The sequence below is a fragment of the Candidatus Planktophila sp. genome, assembly GCF_040402315.1.
GTDB lineage: Bacteria > Actinomycetota > Actinomycetes > Nanopelagicales > Nanopelagicaceae > Planktophila.
The window spans coordinates 105,146-125,909 of record NZ_JBBAMU010000001.1; the positions used below are offsets into that span (position 1 = coordinate 105,146).

Annotated in this window: 19 protein-coding genes; 8 read left to right on the forward strand and 11 right to left on the reverse strand. The window is 49.5% G+C overall.

Translation table 11 applies throughout. The features are described from left to right. Position 1: 1 nt before the first annotated feature. The 4 genes from AC9UEP_RS00560 to lipB are packed head-to-tail and all read right to left on the reverse strand — an operon-like array spanning position 2 to position 2,973. On the reverse strand, positions 2-676 hold the full coding sequence (locus AC9UEP_RS00560; RefSeq protein ID WP_509543030.1) for a DUF4191 domain-containing protein: 675 nt from the start codon (positions 674-676) through the stop codon (positions 2-4). A 5-nt stretch (positions 677-681) separates the two neighbouring features. After that, positions 682-1,380, reverse strand: a complete 699-nt coding sequence (locus tag AC9UEP_RS00565) for a lysophospholipid acyltransferase family protein (RefSeq protein ID WP_509543032.1) — start codon at positions 1,378-1,380, stop codon at positions 682-684. Continuing rightward, positions 1,373-2,305: a lipoyl synthase gene (gene lipA, locus AC9UEP_RS00570; RefSeq protein WP_509543034.1), complete on the reverse strand. Its 933-nt coding sequence runs from the start codon at positions 2,303-2,305 to the stop codon at positions 1,373-1,375. The genes AC9UEP_RS00565 and lipA overlap by 8 nt, the downstream gene beginning before the upstream one ends. Further along, positions 2,302-2,973 (reverse strand): lipoyl(octanoyl) transferase LipB, encoded by a 672-nt coding sequence (gene lipB / locus AC9UEP_RS00575; RefSeq protein ID WP_509543036.1) that lies wholly within the window; start codon positions 2,971-2,973, stop codon positions 2,302-2,304. The genes lipA and lipB overlap by 4 nt, the downstream gene beginning before the upstream one ends. A gap of 75 nt (positions 2,974-3,048) precedes the next feature. On the opposite strand from lipB, the gene AC9UEP_RS00580 reads away from it, so the two are divergent. After that, positions 3,049-5,202, forward strand: coding sequence for an MMPL family transporter (locus AC9UEP_RS00580; protein ID WP_509543038.1), 2,154 nt, complete (start codon positions 3,049-3,051; stop codon positions 5,200-5,202). Positions 5,203-5,216: 14 nt separating this feature from the next. Then, on the forward strand, positions 5,217-6,362 hold the full coding sequence (locus tag AC9UEP_RS00585) for an NAD(P)/FAD-dependent oxidoreductase (protein ID WP_509543039.1): 1,146 nt from the start codon (positions 5,217-5,219) through the stop codon (positions 6,360-6,362). Here the strand turns inward: AC9UEP_RS00585 and AC9UEP_RS00590 are convergent. From AC9UEP_RS00590 to AC9UEP_RS00605, 4 genes are all read right to left on the reverse strand, one after another. Continuing rightward, complete coding sequence (locus tag AC9UEP_RS00590; protein ID WP_509543041.1) at positions 6,339-7,229, reverse strand: TIGR01777 family oxidoreductase; 891 nt, start codon at positions 7,227-7,229, stop codon at positions 6,339-6,341. The genes AC9UEP_RS00585 and AC9UEP_RS00590 overlap by 24 nt on opposite strands. Before the next feature lie 3 nt (positions 7,230-7,232). Further along, the gene (gene sucB, locus AC9UEP_RS00595) at positions 7,233-8,885 is read right to left on the reverse strand and encodes a 2-oxoglutarate dehydrogenase, E2 component, dihydrolipoamide succinyltransferase (RefSeq protein WP_509543043.1); all 1,653 of its coding nucleotides are present in this window, start codon (positions 8,883-8,885) and stop codon (positions 7,233-7,235) included. 19 nt (positions 8,886-8,904) lie between these two features. Then, the gene (gene lpdA / locus AC9UEP_RS00600; RefSeq protein ID WP_509543044.1) at positions 8,905-10,272 is read right to left on the reverse strand and encodes a dihydrolipoyl dehydrogenase; all 1,368 of its coding nucleotides are present in this window, start codon (positions 10,270-10,272) and stop codon (positions 8,905-8,907) included. Positions 10,273-10,364: 92 nt separating this feature from the next. Continuing rightward, on the reverse strand, positions 10,365-11,864 hold the full coding sequence (locus AC9UEP_RS00605) for a leucyl aminopeptidase (RefSeq protein ID WP_509543046.1): 1,500 nt from the start codon (positions 11,862-11,864) through the stop codon (positions 10,365-10,367). Between the two features lie 80 nt (positions 11,865-11,944). Between AC9UEP_RS00605 and gcvT the strand changes: the two genes are divergently transcribed. After that, positions 11,945-13,033, forward strand: coding sequence for a glycine cleavage system aminomethyltransferase GcvT (gene gcvT / locus AC9UEP_RS00610; RefSeq protein WP_509543047.1), 1,089 nt, complete (start codon positions 11,945-11,947; stop codon positions 13,031-13,033). Between the two features lie 78 nt (positions 13,034-13,111). Continuing rightward, on the forward strand, positions 13,112-14,113 hold the full coding sequence (locus AC9UEP_RS00615) for an aldo/keto reductase family protein (protein WP_509543049.1): 1,002 nt from the start codon (positions 13,112-13,114) through the stop codon (positions 14,111-14,113). Between the two features lie 10 nt (positions 14,114-14,123). Here AC9UEP_RS00615 and AC9UEP_RS00620 read toward each other — a convergent pair whose 3' ends face one another. Beyond that, a complete protein-coding gene (locus AC9UEP_RS00620; protein WP_509543051.1) occupies positions 14,124-14,654 on the reverse strand; it encodes a DUF3043 domain-containing protein in 531 nt (176 codons plus the stop codon). An 8-nt stretch (positions 14,655-14,662) separates the two neighbouring features. Then, entirely contained in the window at positions 14,663-15,802 is a 1,140-nt protein-coding gene (gene nadA / locus AC9UEP_RS00625) for a quinolinate synthase NadA (protein ID WP_509543080.1), read from the reverse strand. A gap of 66 nt (positions 15,803-15,868) precedes the next feature. On the opposite strand from nadA, the gene erpA reads away from it, so the two are divergent. Next, positions 15,869-16,231 (forward strand): iron-sulfur cluster insertion protein ErpA, encoded by a 363-nt coding sequence (erpA, locus tag AC9UEP_RS00630; protein WP_509543053.1) that lies wholly within the window; start codon positions 15,869-15,871, stop codon positions 16,229-16,231. A 40-nt stretch (positions 16,232-16,271) separates the two neighbouring features. Beyond that, positions 16,272-17,249, forward strand: a complete 978-nt coding sequence (locus AC9UEP_RS00635; protein ID WP_509543055.1) for a carbohydrate kinase family protein — start codon at positions 16,272-16,274, stop codon at positions 17,247-17,249. On the opposite strand, the gene AC9UEP_RS00640 is transcribed toward AC9UEP_RS00635, so the two are convergent. Beyond that, positions 17,246-18,313, reverse strand: coding sequence for an aminotransferase class V-fold PLP-dependent enzyme (locus AC9UEP_RS00640; protein WP_509543057.1), 1,068 nt, complete (start codon positions 18,311-18,313; stop codon positions 17,246-17,248). The two genes, AC9UEP_RS00635 and AC9UEP_RS00640, sit on opposite strands and share 4 nt — an antisense overlap. Before the next feature lie 22 nt (positions 18,314-18,335). Here AC9UEP_RS00640 and ctaC point away from each other — a divergent pair, with 22 nt between their 5' ends. After that, positions 18,336-19,109 (forward strand): aa3-type cytochrome oxidase subunit II, encoded by a 774-nt coding sequence (gene ctaC / locus AC9UEP_RS00645; RefSeq protein WP_509543059.1) that lies wholly within the window; start codon positions 18,336-18,338, stop codon positions 19,107-19,109. Further along, a complete protein-coding gene (gene ctaD / locus AC9UEP_RS00650) occupies positions 19,106-20,764 on the forward strand; it encodes an aa3-type cytochrome oxidase subunit I (protein WP_509543061.1) in 1,659 nt (552 codons plus the stop codon). Before ctaC ends, ctaD begins: the two co-directional genes overlap by 4 nt.

Here is a 20,764-nt window from a genome sequence, read left to right on the forward strand (position 1 = left end):
CTTAACGAATCTTTATACCTTTTGGCATTGGACCCTTTGGAATCGGCATTGATAGACCGCCAACTGCCTTAAGACGCGCACGAACTTCACGCATTTGATGAGCAGATAACTTCTTCGGAAGTTTAGCTACGTGCTTTTGTAACTTACGAATCGAAACTTGGCCATCGCCATCGCCCACAATGATTTCAGTAATTGGTACACCTGGCGCAAAGCGTTCAGCCTTCTTCTTTTCGTCTTGAATCATCTGACGCACTGCAAAGCCACCTTCGCCGGTAAGAACAATTCCGGCGCGACCAACGCTGCGATGGACCATATCTTGTTGGCGATTGACTGCAACAGCGGGAGTTGTTGTCCATCCTTTACGAATTGCCATGAGAACACTGGCACCTGCGCCCATTTGGCCTTCAATATTTGCATAGGCAGCAGAGCCCGCAACGCGAGTAAAGAGAAACATTGCAGCGAGCACAGCCACGGGAATTGTGACAAAGCCGCCATAGACAGGATGATTAAAGATAATTCCAAGCGTAATTCCGATTGCCAGAACAATGAGGAATGTAACAATGAGGACAAGACCGATCCATGGTTTTACTGATTTGGTGACCGAATAAGCATCACGAATCGTCTTAAAACGTGGAGTCTTGATTTTGGCTTCTTTACTCTTATTTCGCTTAAACATGGGCGTTAGTTTAGGGGAGCGGGGGCGCTACCACCAAGGCGGAGCGGGGCCCAGCGTTGACGTTGGTGTGAATCGGGATACTTCTGCTGCACCTCATAGAGCATTGCAATCATGGTTTCGCGCAGCAAACTCTCGCTAGCTGCAACATCGCTCTGCTTGTTAAAGAAGAGCGGCTCACCGAAAGCCACAGTGACGGGAATCTTCTCGTGCCTTAGATTACGTTTGACCTTCTTGGTCCAAATTCGCTGCGAACCCCAGACAATTGTGGGAATAACTGGAACGCCAGCAGCCATTGCCAGTCGCACGGCGCCGGATTTCAATTCCTTTATTTCAAAGCTGACCGAGATAGTCCCTTCCGGAAAGATGCCGACCACTTCACCGGCGCGAAGGGCGCGTAGTGCTGCTACGAAAGATGCTGTGCCACTACTTCGATCAACGCTGATGTGGTGCATTCCACGCATGAGCGGGCCGGCTAATTTATTGTCGAAAACTTCTTTCTTTGCCATAAAGCGCACATAGCGACCCGTGGGAAGCGCGGCTGTTCCGGTGAGTGCGAAGTCTAAATAGCCCACGTGATTGATGGAAAGAATTGCTCCACCTTTCCGTGGAATGTGGTGAACGCCCTGAAAATCAAATCGAAGTCCCAGATATTTCCAAAAAAGTTTAATGGCTACGACAACTGGTGGATAGACAAGATCAGCCACGCAGTGATCTCTTCTCCTGTGCTTGCTTGTATAGGCGACCAGCCCGATAAGAGCTACGCACCAGTGGGCCACTCATCACGCCACTGAAGCCAATGTCTTCGGCCTCTTGTGCCAGCTCAACGAATTCATGAGGCTTAACCCATCGCTCAACTGGGTGATGCTTACTTGTGGGACGCAAATATTGCGTGATGGTGATGAGGTCGCATCCGGCAGCATGTAGATCTATCAGTGCCTGTGAAATTTCTTCCCGAGTTTCACCAAGGCCAAGGATGAGGTTTGATTTTGTTATCAGGCCATAATCCCGCGCCTGGGTAATGACATTGAGCGAGCGTTCATAGGTAAATGCCGGACGAATTCTTTTGAAGATACGAGGAACTGTCTCGAGGTTGTGTGCGAAAACTTCCGGGCGGGTTTCAAATACCTCATTGAGATAGATCGGATTTCCGCTGAAATCTGGGGCAAGCATTTCAACGCCGGTACCAGGGTTGAGTTCGTGCACCTTGCGAATTGTCTCGGCATAGAGCCAGGCACCTTCATCCTCTAAATCATCGCGAGTAACTCCTGTGATGGTGGCGTATTTAAGGCCCATCGATTGCACTGACTCTGCAACTCGTCGTGGTTCATCTCGGTCTAGTGGGTCAGGTTTACCAGTATCGATATTACAAAAATCGCAACGACGAGTGCATTTTTCGCCACCAATGAGAAAAGTCGCTTCCTTGTCTTCCCAACATTCAAAGATATTCGGACATGCTGCTTCTTGGCAGACGGTATGCAGGCCTTCGGATTGAACGAGTGAGCGAAGCCTTGTGTATTCCGGGCCCATGTTGGCACGAGTCTTAATCCACTCCGGCTTGCGTTCAATAGGGGTCTCAGTATTTTGAGCTTCAATACGTAGAAGTTTGCGGCCTTCGGGTGCGATTGTCATGCGCTCACCTTCGCTAAGTGTTGGCAGAGAATCTCTTCGACAACAGGTTGCACTTCATTAATAGTAATCGCTCTACCTAATTCCTTTGTCATTGAGGTAACTTCGGCATCGTTAATCCCACAGGGAACAATCTTGGTAAAGGCCGCTAAATCAGGATTTACATTGATGGCAAATCCGTGCATGCTCACACCCGATGCCACGCGGATTCCAATGGCTGCAATCTTGCGCGCACCGCTTGAATCTTCCACCCAGACCCCAGATCTTCCGATGATGCGTCTACTTTCAATACCGAAGTGATTGCAGACTTCAATCAGCGCTGCTTCAATTTCGCGTACGAAACCAACTAATTCGCGTGGGTTTGCGAGTTTAACAATGGGATATCCAACTAGCTGTCCAATTCCGTGCCAAGTAATTTTTCCACCACGATCAACATCAATTACTGGTGTTCCATCTGTTGGCTTCTCTGAATCGAGAGTCCTTCTGCCAGCGGTGTAGACCGATAAATGTTCAACAATGAGTAGCGTGTTTCGAGCGAGCCCTTTGGTTACATCTAGATGAATTTTGCGTTGCACTGCCAGAGCTTCCAGATAATCACGCGTACCTAGTCGCTGGGTCGCGATGGCTTCTGCGGATATTTGCGACTCGAGGTCGGGGCTAACTACTGGCACGGGAACAGCCTAAAGGTAGGCTAGGGCTCTAGCGAATCTCACATCCGCGCAAGCCCGAAAGGTCTGGCCATCTCCATGTCTATCAACACTGCCCAAAAATCTCGTAAGCCTTTTGCCCTTGCAATGCTGGTGGTCATCATCTGGTTCCTGATTGTGGGCATCTTCGGACCGCTCTTCGGCAAGCTCACCTCGGTTCAAGAGAATAACAACTCTTCATTCCTGCCAAAGGGTGCTGAAGCCACACAGGCATCTGAAGTTATTCAAACATTCTCAGGCAAGGACTCATTTAACTTGCCAGCGCTGGTTCTCTTTGAGGGTAAGACAACTCCCGAAACTATCGCACAGATTAATGATCACATGCTTGGTGTTGGTGGACTGACTTTAGGCGGAACTGAGAAGAAGATCTCTGATTACCTAGCTCCAGATCAGGTGATTACTGTTTTCCCAGCGGCAGATGGTGAAGCCATTTTGGCAAATGTTCCACTTGATGGAAGCGCTATAGGCGAGCTATTGCCTAATGACGAGCCAGTTCTACCAGCAGTGGTTGAAGCTCTACGCGAAGATGTCAAGGAATTTGCCCAAGGTGCTGGCGTCACTCAATATGTGACAGGACCTGCTGGATTACTCGGTGATCTCTTTAAAGCATTTGGTGCAATAGATTCGGTTTTACTCTTGGCAACACTCGGCGTGGTGGCAGTGATCCTGATCTTTGTTTATCGTTCTCCGATTCTTTGGATTATTCCCTTACTTTCATCGCTATTTGCTCTGGCAACTGCCGGTGGAATTATCTATCTCTTGGCAAAAAATGACATTCTTGATGTGGATGGACAGTCGCAGGGAATTCTTTCAGTTCTAGTCATTGGTGCGGCCACCGATTATGCACTGCTTTTGATTGCTCGCTATCGAGAAGAGTTGCACCATCATGAAAATAGATTCGATGCCATGCGCGCTGCCTATAAAGGTGTGTGGGAGCCAATCTTGGCTTCTGGTTCCACCGTTGCAATCTCGCTTATGGTTCTTCTCTTTAGCCAATTAACCAACACAGCAAGCTTGGGTCCTATCGGAGCTATCGGAATTGTTGTCTCAATGATCACCATTCTGACTTTACTGCCAGCTCTGATGTTGATTTTCGGTCGCTGGTTGTTCTGGCCGCGTGTGCCACATAATGATGGCGATGATCATGTGCTGGAAGGCATGTGGTCAAAGGTAGGAAATTCTATTGGTCGCAATCCACGTAAGTCTTGGATAGTAACTGGAGCCATTCTTTTACTCTTTGCATTTGCATCAACTACTTTGAAAACCGATGGATTAGGAACGGTAGATACATTTACCGGAAATCCAGAATCAGTTGTTGGCCAGAAACTACTTGAAAAGCACTTTCCGGGCGGTCAAGGTGACCCCACACAGGTTGTCGTCAGTGCCGATAAAATTCAAGCGGTAACGGATGCGGTCAGGAACGCCCCTGGAGTAACAGATGTCTCTCCACAATTAGATGGCTTCCCGGTTCCGGGTCAACCACTGCCGGCGGTAAAGATTGTGAACAATAGGGCGATGTTGAATCTGACCCTGAATAAGGCACCAGATAGCGTTGAAGCGGGTAATGATGTTCCTGAGATTCGCCGACTTGCTAAGGCGGCAGATCCCACCGCTTTAGTGGGTGGAACAAGTGCGGTGTACTACGACGTACGTCAGGCAAATGATCGTGATAACAAGACAATTATTCCAATCATCTTGATTGTTATCACCATCATCTTGGGACTTCTCTTGCGAAGTATTCTTAGTGCAATAGTTCTGCTTGGAACTGTAGTTCTCTCATACTTTGCAACCTTGGGGGTATGCGCACTTGTCTTTAACCATGTATTTGGTTTCGCCGGCGGAGATAATTCATTCCCACTCTTCGCCTTCATCTTCCTGGTAGCTCTTGGAATTGACTACAACATCTTCCTTATGACGCGTGTGCGGGAAGAGTCGACCAAGATTGGAACACGTGCTGGAGTTATTAAGGGCGTGACCGTCACAGGTGCCGTGATTACATCTGCTGGAATTGTGCTCGCTGCTACCTTTGCCGTCCTTGGCTTGCTGCCGCTGGTTCCACTTGCGCAACTCGGCTTTGCCGTCGCATTCGGAGTACTGCTTGACACCATTATCGTTAGATCAATTTTGGTGCCGGCACTGGTTCACGAAATTGGACCAAAAATCTGGTGGCCTTCAAAACTTCAAAATAAGTAAGCCATAATCACTTCGTGTCTGATAAACCTGTAGCAGTAATCGGGGCTGGCCTTGCCGGGATCAGCGCCGCACTTACCTTGCAAGAGGCAGGACGCGAAGTCGTTATCTATGAAGGCAGCGATCGAGTGGGTGGACGGGTAGCCACGGATTACATCGATGGATTCACACTCGATCGCGGCTTTCAGCTGATCAATGCGAAATACCCGGAGCTCATTCGACTCGGATTAGTTGATGAATTGGAATTCATTTTTGCTCCTCGCACTATTGATGTTTGCGTAGGAGAGAAGACAATCGCGCTAGGAGACCCGCGCAGTAATCCGTTCGCTAGTTTGAATCCGGCAACTGGAAGCTTGCTTCAGAAGCTCGGGCTGATTGCCTATCTCTTGCGCACGGCTGATGCTGAGAAATCTGTCGAAGAAGAACTAAGCCATCTAGGAAATCTTTATTCACGAGTACTCAAACCATTTCTCTCCGGAGTCTTCTTAACATCACCAGCATCGGTCAATGCAGTAATAGGAAAAGGATTGATTACATCGTTCATTTCCGGAAAGCCTGGGCTACCGCGTAAGGGGGTGGGAGCACTCCCAGCTGCACTTGCTGCTCGGATTCAGAAGATTGAGCTGAACCACCGAATCGACTCGTTATCGCAGTTTGAGAATCAAGAAGTAATCGTTGCCACAGATCTCACGACGGCTGCGCAATTACTTGATATTGCAAATGTTCCAAAGTTGGCCGGTAGTACGACCTGGTACTACGAAGTACCCCAGGAACTCACCGGATCTGCGCGCTTGCTTATTGATGGTGAGCACCGGGGCCCAGTAATTAATTCGATAGTGATTTCCAATTTTGCCTCGTCCTATTCACCTGCCGGGCATTCACTCTTGGCTAGTACCACGCTAGATTTTGCATCAGAGTCAGAGGTGCGCAGACATCTAGCGCTCATGTGGGGAGCCCACACAGGTGGATGGTCCCTAATTGCTAAATATGACATTCCAAAGTCGCTGCCAATCTTTGCAATTGGTAATCAAAGTGCAGCATCATCACAATTTTCTAGAGACATCTATGTGGCGGGGGATTACAGAACGGCACCCTCGCAAAATGGAGCGCTTTTGTCAGGTCGCCTTGCCGCGCAGGAGTTACTCCTCGATCAGGGCCGTTAGCGCAGTTGTGATGTGTGGGTAATCCCAGGTAAAGCCAGCTTCGGTAAGAGCCTGCGGAGTTACCTTCTTATTTCCGAGGACTTCACTTGAGAAACCACCGAGTGCGATCTTTAGCGCAAAGGCTGGTGCTGGGAAAAGAGCTGGGCGGTGCATTGCACGAGCAAGAGCTGATGTGAATTCTTGGTTGGTCACAGGATTCGGTGAGGTGAGGTTAACCGGACCAGATATTGGTTTTTCTAGAATAAAAGTGATTGCGTTGATGAGATCGTGCAAGGTGATCCAAGACCACCATTGTTTACCTGAACCAAGTTTTCCACCAAGACCTAAACGAAACAGTGGCAACATCTTTCCTAGTGCGCCGCCAGTTGGATCGAGAACCAGACCGGTGCGAATCTTTACGGTGCGCACACCCATTGCAAGATCTGCAGCACCTTCCCACTCGCGGCAGACAGCAGCTAGGAAATCATCGCCCACGCGATCACTTTCAACAACCGCGCGGTTTCCTGATTCGCCATACCAACCAATAGCACTGGCTGATATGAAGACTTGTGGTTTCACTTCTGTCACGGCATTTGCAATCGCAGTCGTTCCAAGCAGACGTGAGTTAAGGATTTCCGACTTATATTTTTTGCTCCAACGCTTATCGCCAACGCCAACTCCGGCCAAATGAATCACCGCATCGACGCCACGTAGGGCTTCGATATCTACATACCCAGTCTTTGGGTCCCACTGAATTTCATCAGGTGCAACAACGGCGCGGCGGACAAGGCGCTGCACAGTGTGGCCTTCACTTTTAAGATGACCAACCAGTGCGGTTCCGATAAGACCGGAAGCACCAGTGATTGCAATACGTTGCGGAACTGACATCTATTAGAGACCTAGGTCTGCTTCGAAGGAACCACCTTCTAGCCGCTCTTTGAGTGTTACCAAGAAGCGAGCTGCATCTGCGCCGTCAACAACTCGGTGATCATAGGAAAGTCCAAGGTAGACCATGGAGCGAATCGCAATAGTTTCTCCACCATCTTCACCTCTGACGACCATCGGACGTTTCACAACTGCGCCTAGTCCAAGGATTGCAACCTGTGGTTGGTTAATGATTGGAGTATCAAAGAGCGCGCCACGTGAACCGGTGTTAGTGATTGTAAATGTTCCGCCACCGAGTTCATCTGGAGTCACCTTGTTATCGCGAGTACGCGCAGCAAGATCTGCAATCTTTCGGGCAACGCCCCCCATGTTCAGATCACCCGAATTATGGATAACTGGAACCAAAAGACCGCGATCGGTATCAACGGCAATAGCTAGGTGCTCTGCGCCGTGGTAAGTAATCTGGTCACCTTCGACAGATGAGTTCAATACCGGATGTTGCTTCAGGGCTTCACATACTGCCACCGCAAAGAACGGAAGGAATGAGAGCTTGACGCCTTCACGAGCTTCAAATGTTGCCTTTGATTTATCACGCAAGCGTGCAATCTTGGTGACGTCTACTTCAACCACAGTGGTCAATTGTGCTGATACTTGTAGTGATTCAACCATGCGGGATGCAATAACTTTACGCAGGCGAGACATAGTCACGGTTGTGCCGCGAAGAGGCGATGCGGCAACTGGCGCTGCTGCTTTCACTGGCGCCGAAGCAGCAGGTGCTACTGAAGCTGGCACAGCAGGTGCGTTCTTCGGAGCAAGGGCTTCAATATCTTCCTTACGAATTCTTCCACCGATACCGGTTCCCTTAACTGATGCCAGGTTTACCCCGAGATCGTTAGCGAGTTTTCGAACAATAGGAGTGACATAGGCATCTGTTGGCTGTGAGACAGGGGCAGGTGCAACAGGTGTTGGCTCAACGGGAGTCGCAACAGGTGCTGGGGCTGCAAATACTGGAGCTGCAACTACTGGAGCTGGCGCTGGGGTTGCAACTGGCGCAGGTGCGCCACCTTGAACTCCAATAAGTCCTAGACGCGCACCGACTGCAACAGTTGTATCTACCGCTACATCGATTGCTAACAAGACTCCTGCGACAGGAGATGGAATCTCGGTATCGACTTTATCTGTAGAAACTTCAAGAAGTGCTTCATCAACTGCAACCGCATCACCAATGTTCTTAAGCCAACGCGTAACAGTTCCTTCACTCACCGATTCACCGAGTGCCGGCATGGAAATCACAATTCCACTTCCACTGGCAGCAGCAGGCGCTGCAACAGGTGGTGGAGTTGGTGCGGCAACTGGTGCTGCAACAGGAGGAGTTGGTGCGGCGACAGGTGCTGCTGCAACGGGTGCCGGTGTGCTTGCACCAGCTTGTGCAATGACAGCTAACTCTGCTCCAACTGCAACGGTCTGATCTACGCCGACAACAATCTTTGATAGAACGCCTGCAGCAGGTGATGGAATCTCAGTATCAACTTTATCTGTCGAAACTTCAAGGAGTGGCTCATCAACTGCAACGACGTCGCCTTCATTCTTAAGCCAACGAGTGACGGTGCCTTCAGTGACGCTCTCTCCGAGAGCTGGCATTGTGACTGAGAATGACATAGTTATTTTCTCCTCTTACTTAACCGTGCGAGTGAAGTGGTTTGCCTGCCAGAGCCATATGAGCTTCGCCCATCGCCTCTGACATTGTTGGATGTGCATGTAGAAGAGGAGCAACATCATCTGCAGTTGCTTCCCAGTTAAAGATCAATTGTGCTTCTGCAAGAAGTTCACCGACGCGAGCTCCCACCATGTGAATTCCTAAAATTGGCCCATTCTTTTGCGCCACAAGTTTGATGGATCCGGCGGTCTTAAGAATCTGCGCCTTGCCATTACCGGCTAGGTTGTAGTCGAGCTCAACCACATCGTGTCCGCGCTCCTTGGCAACCTTTGTTGAGAGACCAACGGAGGCAACCTCAGGCTCGGAATAGGTAACGCGTGGAACACCATCGTAATTAATTGGTCGAGGATTCAGACCAGCAATTGTTTCGGCCACAAGAATTCCCTCTTGGAATCCAACATGTGCTAACTGCAAAGTAGGGATGATGTCGCCTACTGCGAAGATGCCAGGAATATTTGTGCGGCAGTGGTCATCGACAGTGATATATCCGCGATCCATTGCGATACCGACTTCTTGGTAACCAATCCCATCGGTGACAGGCCCACGGCCAACTGAGACGAGAAGAACATCAGCAGTGAATTCACGACCATCTTCTAAAGTGACGGTAACTCCCTTGGAATCAACGCGATGGGATTTGAATCGCGTCCCAAGTTCAAGGTTGATTCCGCGTTTGCGAAATGCTCGTTCAAGTAACTTGCTAGAGGACTCATCTTCTAGCGCAACTAAATGCGGTAGACCTTCAATAATTGTGACCTCAGAACCAAATGATTTCCAGACCGATGCAAACTCGCACCCGATAACGCCACCACCAAGAACGATGACGCTCTTCGGGACATAATCCATTGCGGTGCCATGATCGGATGTAATGACCTGCTTGCCATCGATATCTAATCCGGGCAGGGTGCGCGCATAGGACCCAGTAGCAAGAACAATATTTTTTCCGACGTATTGAGTTCCATTTACATCAACTGTGTTATTTGAAAGGAGGCGACCGGTTCCTTCAACGTATGTGATTCCGCGAGATTTCACGAGACCTTGTAGTCCTTTATAGAGTCCGGCAATGACGCCATCCTTATAAGAGTTTACTCCGCCCATATCGATGGAGTTAAATGTTGCATTGACTCCAAATTGGGAAGACTCGCGAGCGCTATCTGCAACTTCACCTGCGTGAAGCAGCGCCTTGGTTGGAATACATCCACGGTGTAAACAAGTACCGCCAACCTTGTCCTTTTCGATCAGCGCTACGGATAAACCGAGTTGTGCACCTCGAAGGGCTGCTGCGTAACCGCCGCTTCCTCCACCAAGAACTACAAGATCAAAATCCGACACAGAATGACTCCTTTAGGCCTGCTCAACTCTAGCTTGCAACGGGGGTTATCTTGCCAGCCTTAGTCGCCTAAGGCTAAATCGTAAGAAATGGGTTATTGGCCTCGCGCTAATTCGACCAATGACCGTAGGGCGATACCTGTGCCTCCCACGGGGGTGTAGCCATGTGCCTGGCCTTCATTAAATGCCGGGCCTGCAATATCTAGATGTAGCCAGGGAAGATCTTCGCTGACAAACTCCTTAAGAAATAATCCTGCGACCAGCATGCCGCCCATCCGATCTCCGATATTGGCCATATCGGCAACGGGGGAGTCAAGTGATCCACGCAACTCAACCGGAAGTGGCATCGGCCAGAAAGATTCGCCGGCAATCTCTGTCGCTCTCAAAAAAGTAGCTGAGAATTCTTCATTGTTAGTCATGACCGCACTGGTGCGAGTACCAAGTGCGACGACTTGTGCACCAGTTAGGGTTGCAACATCGATAATTCCATCGAGGTTCTTACTTTCCTGCGCCTTCACAAGCGCATCTGCTAATACCAAGCGACCCTCGGCATCAGGGTTGAGAACTTCCACGGTTTTACCGCCATAGATGGTGATGACATCGCTTGGTCTAGTCGCATTCTCACTCACCATGTTTTCCGCAAGTGGCGCCCAAGTGTCGATGGTAACGGGTAACTTAAGAAGCGCGATGGCAATTGTTGCCGCACATACCGCCGCAGCCCCACTCATATCAGACTTCATCGCCTCCATGCCGAGGGCAGGTTTAAGAGCAAGTCCACCAGTGTCGAAGGTAATTCCTTTTCCGACAAAGGAATACTTTTTCTGCGAGGCAGCACCCTTTGGGGTGTAGGAGATATTCAGAAGTCTTGGTGGATTAATCGATCCCTGGCCGACTGCTGTGATGCCGCCAAAACCTTTAGATTTCAATTGCGATTCGTTCATCACCGAAACTTTTAGCCCCACAGATGATCCACCAGCAACTTTGACAGCATCATTGATTGCGGCGCAGAAACTTTCGGGTGTGAGGTGGCTTGGGGGAGTATTGATTAAATCGCGCACCAGGTTCGTATAAGTTGCAATCACTTGCGCCGATTTCGCAGCATCTTTTGCCGCAGGCGTTGAAGCTAGAAGTGAGAAGAGCGTGATGTTTTTCAGAGGACTCTTTTGTGCATCTTTCGTTGTTCCTCGAAATGAATCGAAGAGGTAGCTTCCAAGTCCAGCTCCTTCGGCAATGGCAGTCAGGCTGCGAAGGTCCTTGGCAGGAAGTGCGAAGGTGGCGCTGGCATGTCCCGATAGCGAACGAGCAGCGGCACCGGCTGCGCGACGCAATACTTCTGAATCGTAAGATGTCGAAACTTTGCCAAGTCCGGTAAAGACAATCAAGCGCGTTGATATGCCGGCTACCTTGATAACTTCATCGGCCTTACCTGTTGCACCCAAATCACTCAGGGCTTGAAGAAGAGGTTTCGGATCAAATGGCAAGTCACCGGATTCAATCTGAAATGAGGCTTTTGCACTCTTGCCTGTTTTTGTGGCGAGACCAACAACCAGAACATCGTCTTTCACGATTCCGTCGGTGAGGCGGATGGTTGTCATTAATGCTCCTTCGATTTTATCGGCCATTTTTCGCGATGGCGATACAGAGTTCAGATGTCGGGTAAGTGTAAGTTGTCATCGTGAAAAACTCACCTTTGCATCAGAAACATGTCGAGCTGCAAGCCAAGATGGCCGACTTTGGTGGATGGCTCATGCCTATTGAATACTCAGGAGCAGGTGTTCTTGCAGAGCATAAGGCGGTGCGCGAGCGGGTTGGGCTATTTGACGTTTCTCATCTTGGTAAGGCCAGTGTGACTGGAGTCGGGTCTCTGGAATTTCTTAATTCGATGTTCACCAACGATCTCACCAGAATCACTGATGGCAAGGCCCAATACACCCTGCTCTGCAACGATGATGGCGGAGTCGTTGATGACCTGATTGCATATAGGAATAGCGATGAGGATTTCTTCTTAATCCCCAATGCTTCGAACACGGCCGATGTGGTTCGAGTTCTGCAATCGCGCGCTCCCCAGAAAATATCGGTAACCAATCTTCATGAAAAGTTTGGGGTGCTAGCGCTGCAAGGTCCAGATGCACAGGCAGTGATTCAAAGCTTGGGAGTTAATCCGACGATGGATTACATGGCTTTTGCTCACGTGATGATTGGTGGTTGCGACGTGATTCTCTGCCGAACTGGATACACCGGTGAACATGGATATGAAATCGTTCCACGTTGGGATGATGCGGAAGATGTTTGGGATGTCCTGGTGCAAGCGATGCAAGCATTCGATGGCGAGGTATGCGGACTAGGAGCCCGAGATACCTTGCGCACTGAGATGGGTTATCCATTACACGGCCATGAACTCACGCTAGAGATCACACCAGTTCAGGCCAGTGCGGGATGGGCAATCGGATGGAAGAAAGCAGATTTTCGTGGCGCAGGCACGTTGCGTGCTCAACGCGAAGAAGGCACTGTTCGCACACTGCGCGCCCTGAAATCAAATGATCGTGGTATTCCGCGCGCGGGAATGGTTGTGAAGGATATGCAAGGTGCGGAGGTAGGAGTCGTCACAAGTGGAACCTTCTCCCCATCACTAAAAGCTGGAATTGCACTGGCACTGATTGATCCAGGTTTTAGCGAAGGTGATGAAGTAGTGGTAAATGTGCGAGGTCGCACATCTTCGGCAACTATATCTTCGTTGCCATTTTCCCCATCGCATGTGCGCTGAACTCTGCTTCGCGCTTTTTTTCTGGCTAAACCCAGCCACTCTTGGCAACAAGCCACGCAAGGACTTAAGGTAAGGCGCATGGAATATAGACGCCTTGGAAGTTCAGGAATGTATGTCTCAGAGATTTCATATGGAAACTGGGTTACCCATGGATCCCAAGTTGAATCTGAGGCAGCTGCAAAATGCGTGAAGGCAGCCCTGGATTGTGGCATCACAACATTTGATACAGCTGATGTCTACGCTGGAACAAAGGCAGAAGTTATTCTAGGTAGAGCGCTCAAGGGCGTGCGCCGTGAATCATATGAATTACTTACCAAGGTTTACTGGCCAACTGGGCCTGGAAAAAATGATCGTGGACTGTCTCGTAAACACATTACTGAATCTTGCAACGCTTCACTCAAACGTCTAAAAACTGATTACATCGATCTTTATCAGGCACATCGATTTGATGTGGAAACACCGCTAGAAGAAACCTTAAGCGCCTTTGATGATCTGATCCGCCAGGGGAAAGTTCACTACATCGGCTTCTCAGAATGGACCGCCCCACAGATAGCCCAGGCACTTGCAATTCAAGATGCACGTGGATACAACCGATTTGTCTCCAGCCAGCCGCAATATTCTGCGCTCTGGCGGGTGATTGAAGCCGAGGTTGTTCCGCTTTCAAAGAAAGAGGGAATCGGTCAGATTGTTTGGTCACCGATGGCCCAAGGTGTTCTCACTGGCAAGTATCTGCCGGGTGTGAAACCTCCGGCTGGCTCAAGGGCAACGGATAAGAAGAGCGGAGCAGGTTTTATCTCAGCCTTTATGAAAGATGAAATTCTGGTTGCTGTGCAAAATCTGAAACCGATAGCGGCGGATCATGATTTAACTACTTCTCAGCTTGCGCTGGCCTGGGTATTGCAGAACGAGAATGTCTCTTCCGCAATCATGGGTGCTACAAAACCAGCTCAGGTGAAAGAGAATGTCAAAGCAGCTGGAGTCAAACTCTCACTCGATGTCATGGCAACTATCGATAAAATCCTGGGGGATTTACCCGAACGCAGAGCCGATCAAGATAAAACTCCTAGACCACGCGCTTAAGTAAAGAAGTTTAGAAAGAATCTCCGCGTTTGATTGCTGGCTTTGGCGTGCGCATTCTGCGCATCTGAGTTGAACGAAGCCAGCCATACATGCCAATGCCTTTAAGTTCTGCGCCAGGGAACTTCTCGGTTACTACCTTCTTTAAGGTGCGGCCGAGGAAGAATCCATCAATGACTGAGGTCAAAAGTACGGCATACATAATGAAGATACTTCCGAGCTGGAAGACTTTAGAAGGAATTAAAGTCAGAACTAAAACAACGAAGATAATCGGCAAGAAATATTCGCCCACTGAGCGGCGGGCATCAACATAGTTACGAACAAATTTCTTAACTGGTCCCTTATCGCGAGCTGGGAGTGCACTTTCATCTCCGCGAAGGTAGGCAGCTCGTTGTGCTACACGTGCAGCGCGTGATGCTTCTTTAGCGCGAGCTTTCTCTGCCTTAGTAGATGCGGGGGCAAGGGAAGAAACCTTGCGTGCAGCTTCGGCCTCTTTGCGCTTAGGAGTAGGGCGACCTTTTTTATCGTCAGTTGAATCAGGCATGGGCGCGATTATAGAGCGAGCATCTGTTCTAGAGCCAACTTTGCATACTTTGCTACGCGTGGATCGACCTTAATCTCATTAACAATGTGGCCGGCAATGATGGACTCCATCGACCAGACCAGGTGCGGCAGGTCGATTCGATTCATCGTTGAGCAGTAGCAGACCGTCTTATCCAGAAAGACAACTTCCTTATCTGGATTATTGGCAGCCAGCCTAGAGACCAAGTTCAACTCGGTACCGACTGCCCATTTACTGCCAGGAGCTGATTGCGAAACAATCTGAATAATTTTTTCAGTACTTCCCACAACATCCGCGGCCGATACAACCTCATACTGACACTCTGGATGAACAATGACTTGCACATCAGGTATCCGCGCACGCACCTCATGAATTGATTCGAGTGAAAAGCGACCGTGAACTGAGCAATGTCCGCGCCAGAGAATCATCTTTGCCCCACGGATTTCATCTTCGGTGAGCCCACCCATGGGTTTCCATGGATTCCACAGCACGCAATCTTCCAGTGACAAGCCAAGTGATAACACCGCAGTGTTGCGCCCTAGATGCTGATCAGGCATAAACAAGACTTTTTCAGATTTAGCAAAAGCCCACTCAAGTGATTTCTGCGCATTTGATGAAGTGCAAATGGTTCCACCATGTTCGCCCGTGAAACTTTTGATTGCAGCCGATGAATTCATATAGGTGACCGGCGTGGTGCGCGAGGCAACACCTAACTTCTCCAGGTCTTTCCAACACTCATTAACTTGATTTGCGGTGGCCATATCTGCCATAGAGCAACCAGCAGCTAAGTCCGGAAGTATGACTCTTTGCTTCGAACTAGTCAGAATGTCGGCGCTTTCTGCCATGAAATGCACACCACAAAAGAATATGAACTCTGCCGAACTTTGATCGGCCGCGGCTTGCGCGAGCTTAAATGAATCACCGGTGATATCAGCAAATCGAATCACTTCATCGCGTTGGTAATGATGGCCAAGAATGAGGGTGCGATCACCTAACGTAGCTCGGGCAGCTATCGCTCGCTCAACTAAGGTGGGGTCACTTGCTGCCGGTAGCTCACCCGAGCAGGAGACACCCCGTTCTGAGGCTAGGTCTTTACCTTGGCCTAAGACGAGCAGATCTGAGAGTGAGATAGACACAGGAGCATTGTCATCTCTTTCGGTTCGCCACGGCAACCCGGCGCGAGTATTCTTAGCCACATGACTACTGAAATGACTTCAACTCCTGTCGATATTACAACTGGCATCAAACTTACCGATGTCGCTGCCGCAAAGGTTTCAGCCCTGTTGGCGCAAGAAGGTCGCGATGACCTCTACCTTCGTGTGGCAGTGCAACCTGGTGGCTGCTCTGGTCTTAAGTACCAGCTCTACTTCGATGATCGCGCCCAAGATGGCGATATCGCTCGTGAATTCGGCGCCGTTAAAGTTGTCGTAGACAAGATGAGTGATCCCTATTTGATGGGCGCTTCAATTGATTTTGTAGACACAATCGAAAAGCAGGGTTTCACGATTGATAATCCAAATGCGCAAGGTTCATGCGCATGCGGCGATTCATTTAACTAATCTCTTCGATTACTTCTCTCCTTTTGGATAGATTGCGCCCATGAAGATCGGCGTTGCAGGTTCTGTTGGGCTAGATCACATCATGACCTTTCCCGGAAAGTTCAGAGACTCACTTGTGGCCGGCTCTCTGGAAAAGGTTTCGCTCTCATTCCTTGTTGATGGACTAGATGTCCGGCGTGGGGGATGCGCTGCCAATATTGCATTTGGACTTGGTGTTTTAGGACTTAACCCAATCTTGATTGCCGCAGTGGGTAAAGATTTTGCGGAATACGATGCCTGGCTTATACGCCACGGCGTGGACACATCACACGCACTTGTCTCTAACGAGCAACACACCGCTCACTTCACGGTCACAACTGATACTGAGTTAAACCAGATTGCATCATTTTATCCCGGTGCGATGTCGGAGGCTCGAAATATTGAATTGAAGCCAATCATCGACAAGGTGGGAAAGCTCGACATCCTGGTTGTTTCACCGGATGATCCCGAGGCGATGCTGCGCCATACCGAGGTGGCACTTTCGCTTGGAATCGCAGTGGCGGCAGATCCTTCGCAGCAGATGGCGCGCATGAGTGGGGAAGAGATCAAGAAACTAATTGATGGTGCTACCTATCTCTTTATGAATGAATATGAGTTGGCACTTGCGATTCAAAAGACTGGCTGGAGTGATCAGGAAATTTTGCAGCGCGTGAAATATCGGATTGTCACGCTAGGGTCAGAAGGTGCCCGGGTGGAAAGTGTTGATGGCACTTTCATTAAAGTGGGATGCGCCAAAGAGAAGGCAAAAGTTGATCCAACAGGTGTTGGTGATTCTTTTAGATCGGGCTTTGTCGCTGGACTTGCATGGGGGCTTTCACTTGAAAGATGCGCTCAGCTTGGTTCCATGATTGCTACCTACGTTATTGAAACTACCGGAACCCAGGAATATCGATTTACTAGCGCTGAATTCCTTGCCCGCTTCACAGATGCTTACGGGGATCAAGCAGCGAGTGAGATTGCCGGCCACCTTTCTGCTTAAGAAGTAATTTCGATAAGTGCCTTCGTTAAGGCCTGAATATCAGCGTGAGTCATTCCAGTTTTCAGGGTGATGAGCAGATGTCCCTCAGTTGGATAACCCATTGCGGCTAGTACGTGGCTGGGCTGTAAATCTGCGGGGGAGCAGGCAGAACCTGAATCCACATCAATTGCGCGGGCAGATAATTCGCGAACCAAATGTTCGCCATTAATACCAGCAACGACGATTGAGAAAACGTTGGGAAGACAGGGTGCTTCCGGGGCAACCGCGCGCACGCCAGGAATAGCAGCTAAAGCAGCGAGTGCGAATTCGCGTATGGCGGGGTCTTCGGGTGTGAAGTTCTCAAGTGCAACTGAAGTGGCAATCAATAAGGGAAGTGAATAAGTTCCTGGAGATTTTATCGGTGCAATGCGTGGCAACGGATATGCGTATTGACTTTGATTATTGATCGCAAGAATGGCTAAACCCCCAGGGCCATGCCAGGACCGGGCATCAAAGAGAGCGGTATCCCAATGGTCAGGCAGATGAACTCTTGCACCCGATGAGGTGGCATCGATTGCAACAAATTGTGATAAGCCAGCAAGTGTCTGTGAATCTTGCACAACTCCGGTCTCACCATTAGCTAGTTGCAATGAGAGCACGGAGCCCGGTGGAATCTGCGCGGAATTGATTGCTCCCGCTTCATCGACCTGTAGTTCTGCAATCGCCCCGCGATGAGATCTGGCTAACGCCCTGATCTTTCCTTTGTCGGTAGCCGAATACGCAAAGGTGAGGTCATCACGTAGCAGCCCCGCAATGGCCAAGTAGTGACCCAGAGCGGGTTCGCCAAGTACTTCTATGGAATCAGCCGGTAGCTGCAAATGTGCAGCGATATTTTCTAGGGCCTGATTATGCAGAATTGCTGCCCGAGCCGATGACTGCGAAAGTTTTTTCGGATCAGCCCAGCCTTGGTCGAAGGCAGCCAGCAGGGCGCTACGAACCACCTCGGCAAGAGGTGACTCGGCGGTGAAACTTCCTGTGACATGAACCACCGGATGAACGCTACTGCCTCGAATGGGCGCATGCACTTCGCGCCACTATCCTTAACCTATGTCTTCCAACGCACCACGCAATTGGCGCCCATTTCAGGTAGCCGCAGCGATACTTCCAGCGCTAATCGTACTCAGCGGCTGCTCTTTTGATCTCAAAAATGTATCTGGCATGGGATTTCCTAAGAACGTATCGAGTGTCAATGATATTTCACTCTCGCTTTGGCAAGGTTCATGGATAGCTGCCGGAGTAGTTGGAGTCTTCACTCTCATTTTGATTCTTTGGCCAGCGGTTTTCCATAGAGCTCATGCAAGTAAGGGTGAATTTCCGAAGCAGACTCAATACAACATACCGGTTGAGATTCTTTACACAGTCATCCCGTTCATTATCGTGGCCGTTCTTTTCTACTTCACTGTCGTTAAAGAAAATAAAATTGTAGATAAGACAACACCGGTCAAGCATGAAATTTCGGTCAATGGATTTCAATGGTCTTGGCAGTTTGCATACCCAGAAGCGGGAGAGAACGCAGTTGTCACAGGTTCTCCTGCACAACCACCGACTCTCTATCTTCCACAAGGAGAGAGCGTGCGCTTTACCTTAAACTCTAGCGATGTCATCCATGGATTTTGGATTCCAGCATTCATGATTCAAATGCAGAACCTGCCCGGTGAGACAAATCAATTGCAATTTACCGCCAATAAGATTGGTGAGTTCCCTGGTCGATGCAACATCTTGTGCGGCCGAAATCATTCACAGATGCTCTTTAAGGTAAAGGTAGTAACACCAGCGAATTATCAGAAATATCTTGACTCACTGAAGGAGAGCGCCGCATGACCACGTATGCCGAACGTCCAACGATTGCAGCTCCGCGCCAAGGAGTGCAAAAGACCTCGCTGGGATCTCAGTTTGTAAATACAATCACATCAACAGATCACAAGCGCATCGGCTATCTCTACTTAGCAACCTCCTTCTTCTGGTTCCTCTTTGCCGGAGTACTAGCGCTCTTAATCCGGATCGAACTTGCCCGCCCAGGCATGCAATTCATCAGCGTTGAGCAGTACAACCAGATCTTTACCATGCACGGAACAATCATGTTGCTGATGTTTGCAACTCCGCTCTTTGTTGGTTTCGCTAACGTGCTTATGCCCCTGCAAATTGGAGCTGCCGACGTTGCCTTTCCACGTCTTAATATGCTTTCTTATTGGCTATTTCTCTTCGGTTCAATTCAAGCAGTTGCCGGCTTCTTAACTCCTGGCGGAGCGGCATCATTTGGCTGGACTGCCTATGCCCCACTTGCTAACTCAACTTATTCGCCGGGCATTGGCGGAGACCTCTGGGTAATGGGGCTAGCTATCTCGGGCCTCGGCACAATCCTTGGCGGCGTAAACTTCATTACAACTATTTTTACAATGCGCGCACCTGGAATGACCATGTTCCGTATGTCTATCTTCTCCTGGAACGTTCTCTTAACTTCAATTCTCGTTCTTCTTGCCTTCCCACCATTGGCTGCCGCGCTCTTTGGACTTGAATCCGATCGACTCTTTGGAACACATATCTTTGACCCGGCAAATGGCGGAGCCATGTTATGGCAGCACTTGTTCTGGTTCTTTGGCCATCCTGAGGTATATATCTTGGCGCTGCCGTTCTTCGGAATCGCCACTGAAATCTTGCCAGTCTTTAGTCGGAAACCAATTTTTGGTTACAAAGGCTTGATTGCAGCAACTATCGCTATTTCTGGGCTCTCGGTTGCAGTGTGGGCACACCACATGTTTGCAAGTGGAAAAGTTCTCCTGCCCTTCTTTTCATTTATGACATTCCTGATCGGTGTTCCCACTGGCGTGAAGTTCTTTAACTGGATCGGAACCATGTGGCGCGGCCATGTCACTTTTGAAACACCGATGTTGTTCGTTATGGGATTCCTGGTCACATTCCTCTTCGGCGGTATTACTGGAATCATTCTGGCGTCACCTCCACTTGATTTTGCAGTCTCTGCTTCCTACTTCGTGGTGGCGCACTTCCACTACGTCTTATTTGGAACCGTGGTCTTTGCCATGTTTGCTGGCTTCTACTTCTGGTGGCCAAAGATGACCGGACGCATGCTCAATGAACGACTAGGCAAGATTCACTTCTGGACTCTTTTCTTTGGTTTCCACCTAACCTTCCTGATTCAGCACTGGTTAGGTATTAAGGGCTTCCCTCGTCGCTATGCCGACTACCTAGCGACCGATGGATTTACGCAGATGAATATGATTTCAACGGTCGGTTCATTCCTGCTGGCGCTTTCCATGATTCCGTTCTTCGTCAACGTGTGGATTACACGTAATTCGCCGAAGGTTGAAGTCGACGATCCTTGGGGATATGGCTCATCTCTTGAATGGGCAACATCATGTCCACCACCGCGCCATAACTTCACGTCGATGCCACGCATTCGCTCTGAGCGACCAGCATTTGATTTGCACCACCCTCACATAAAGACAGAAGGTCACTAA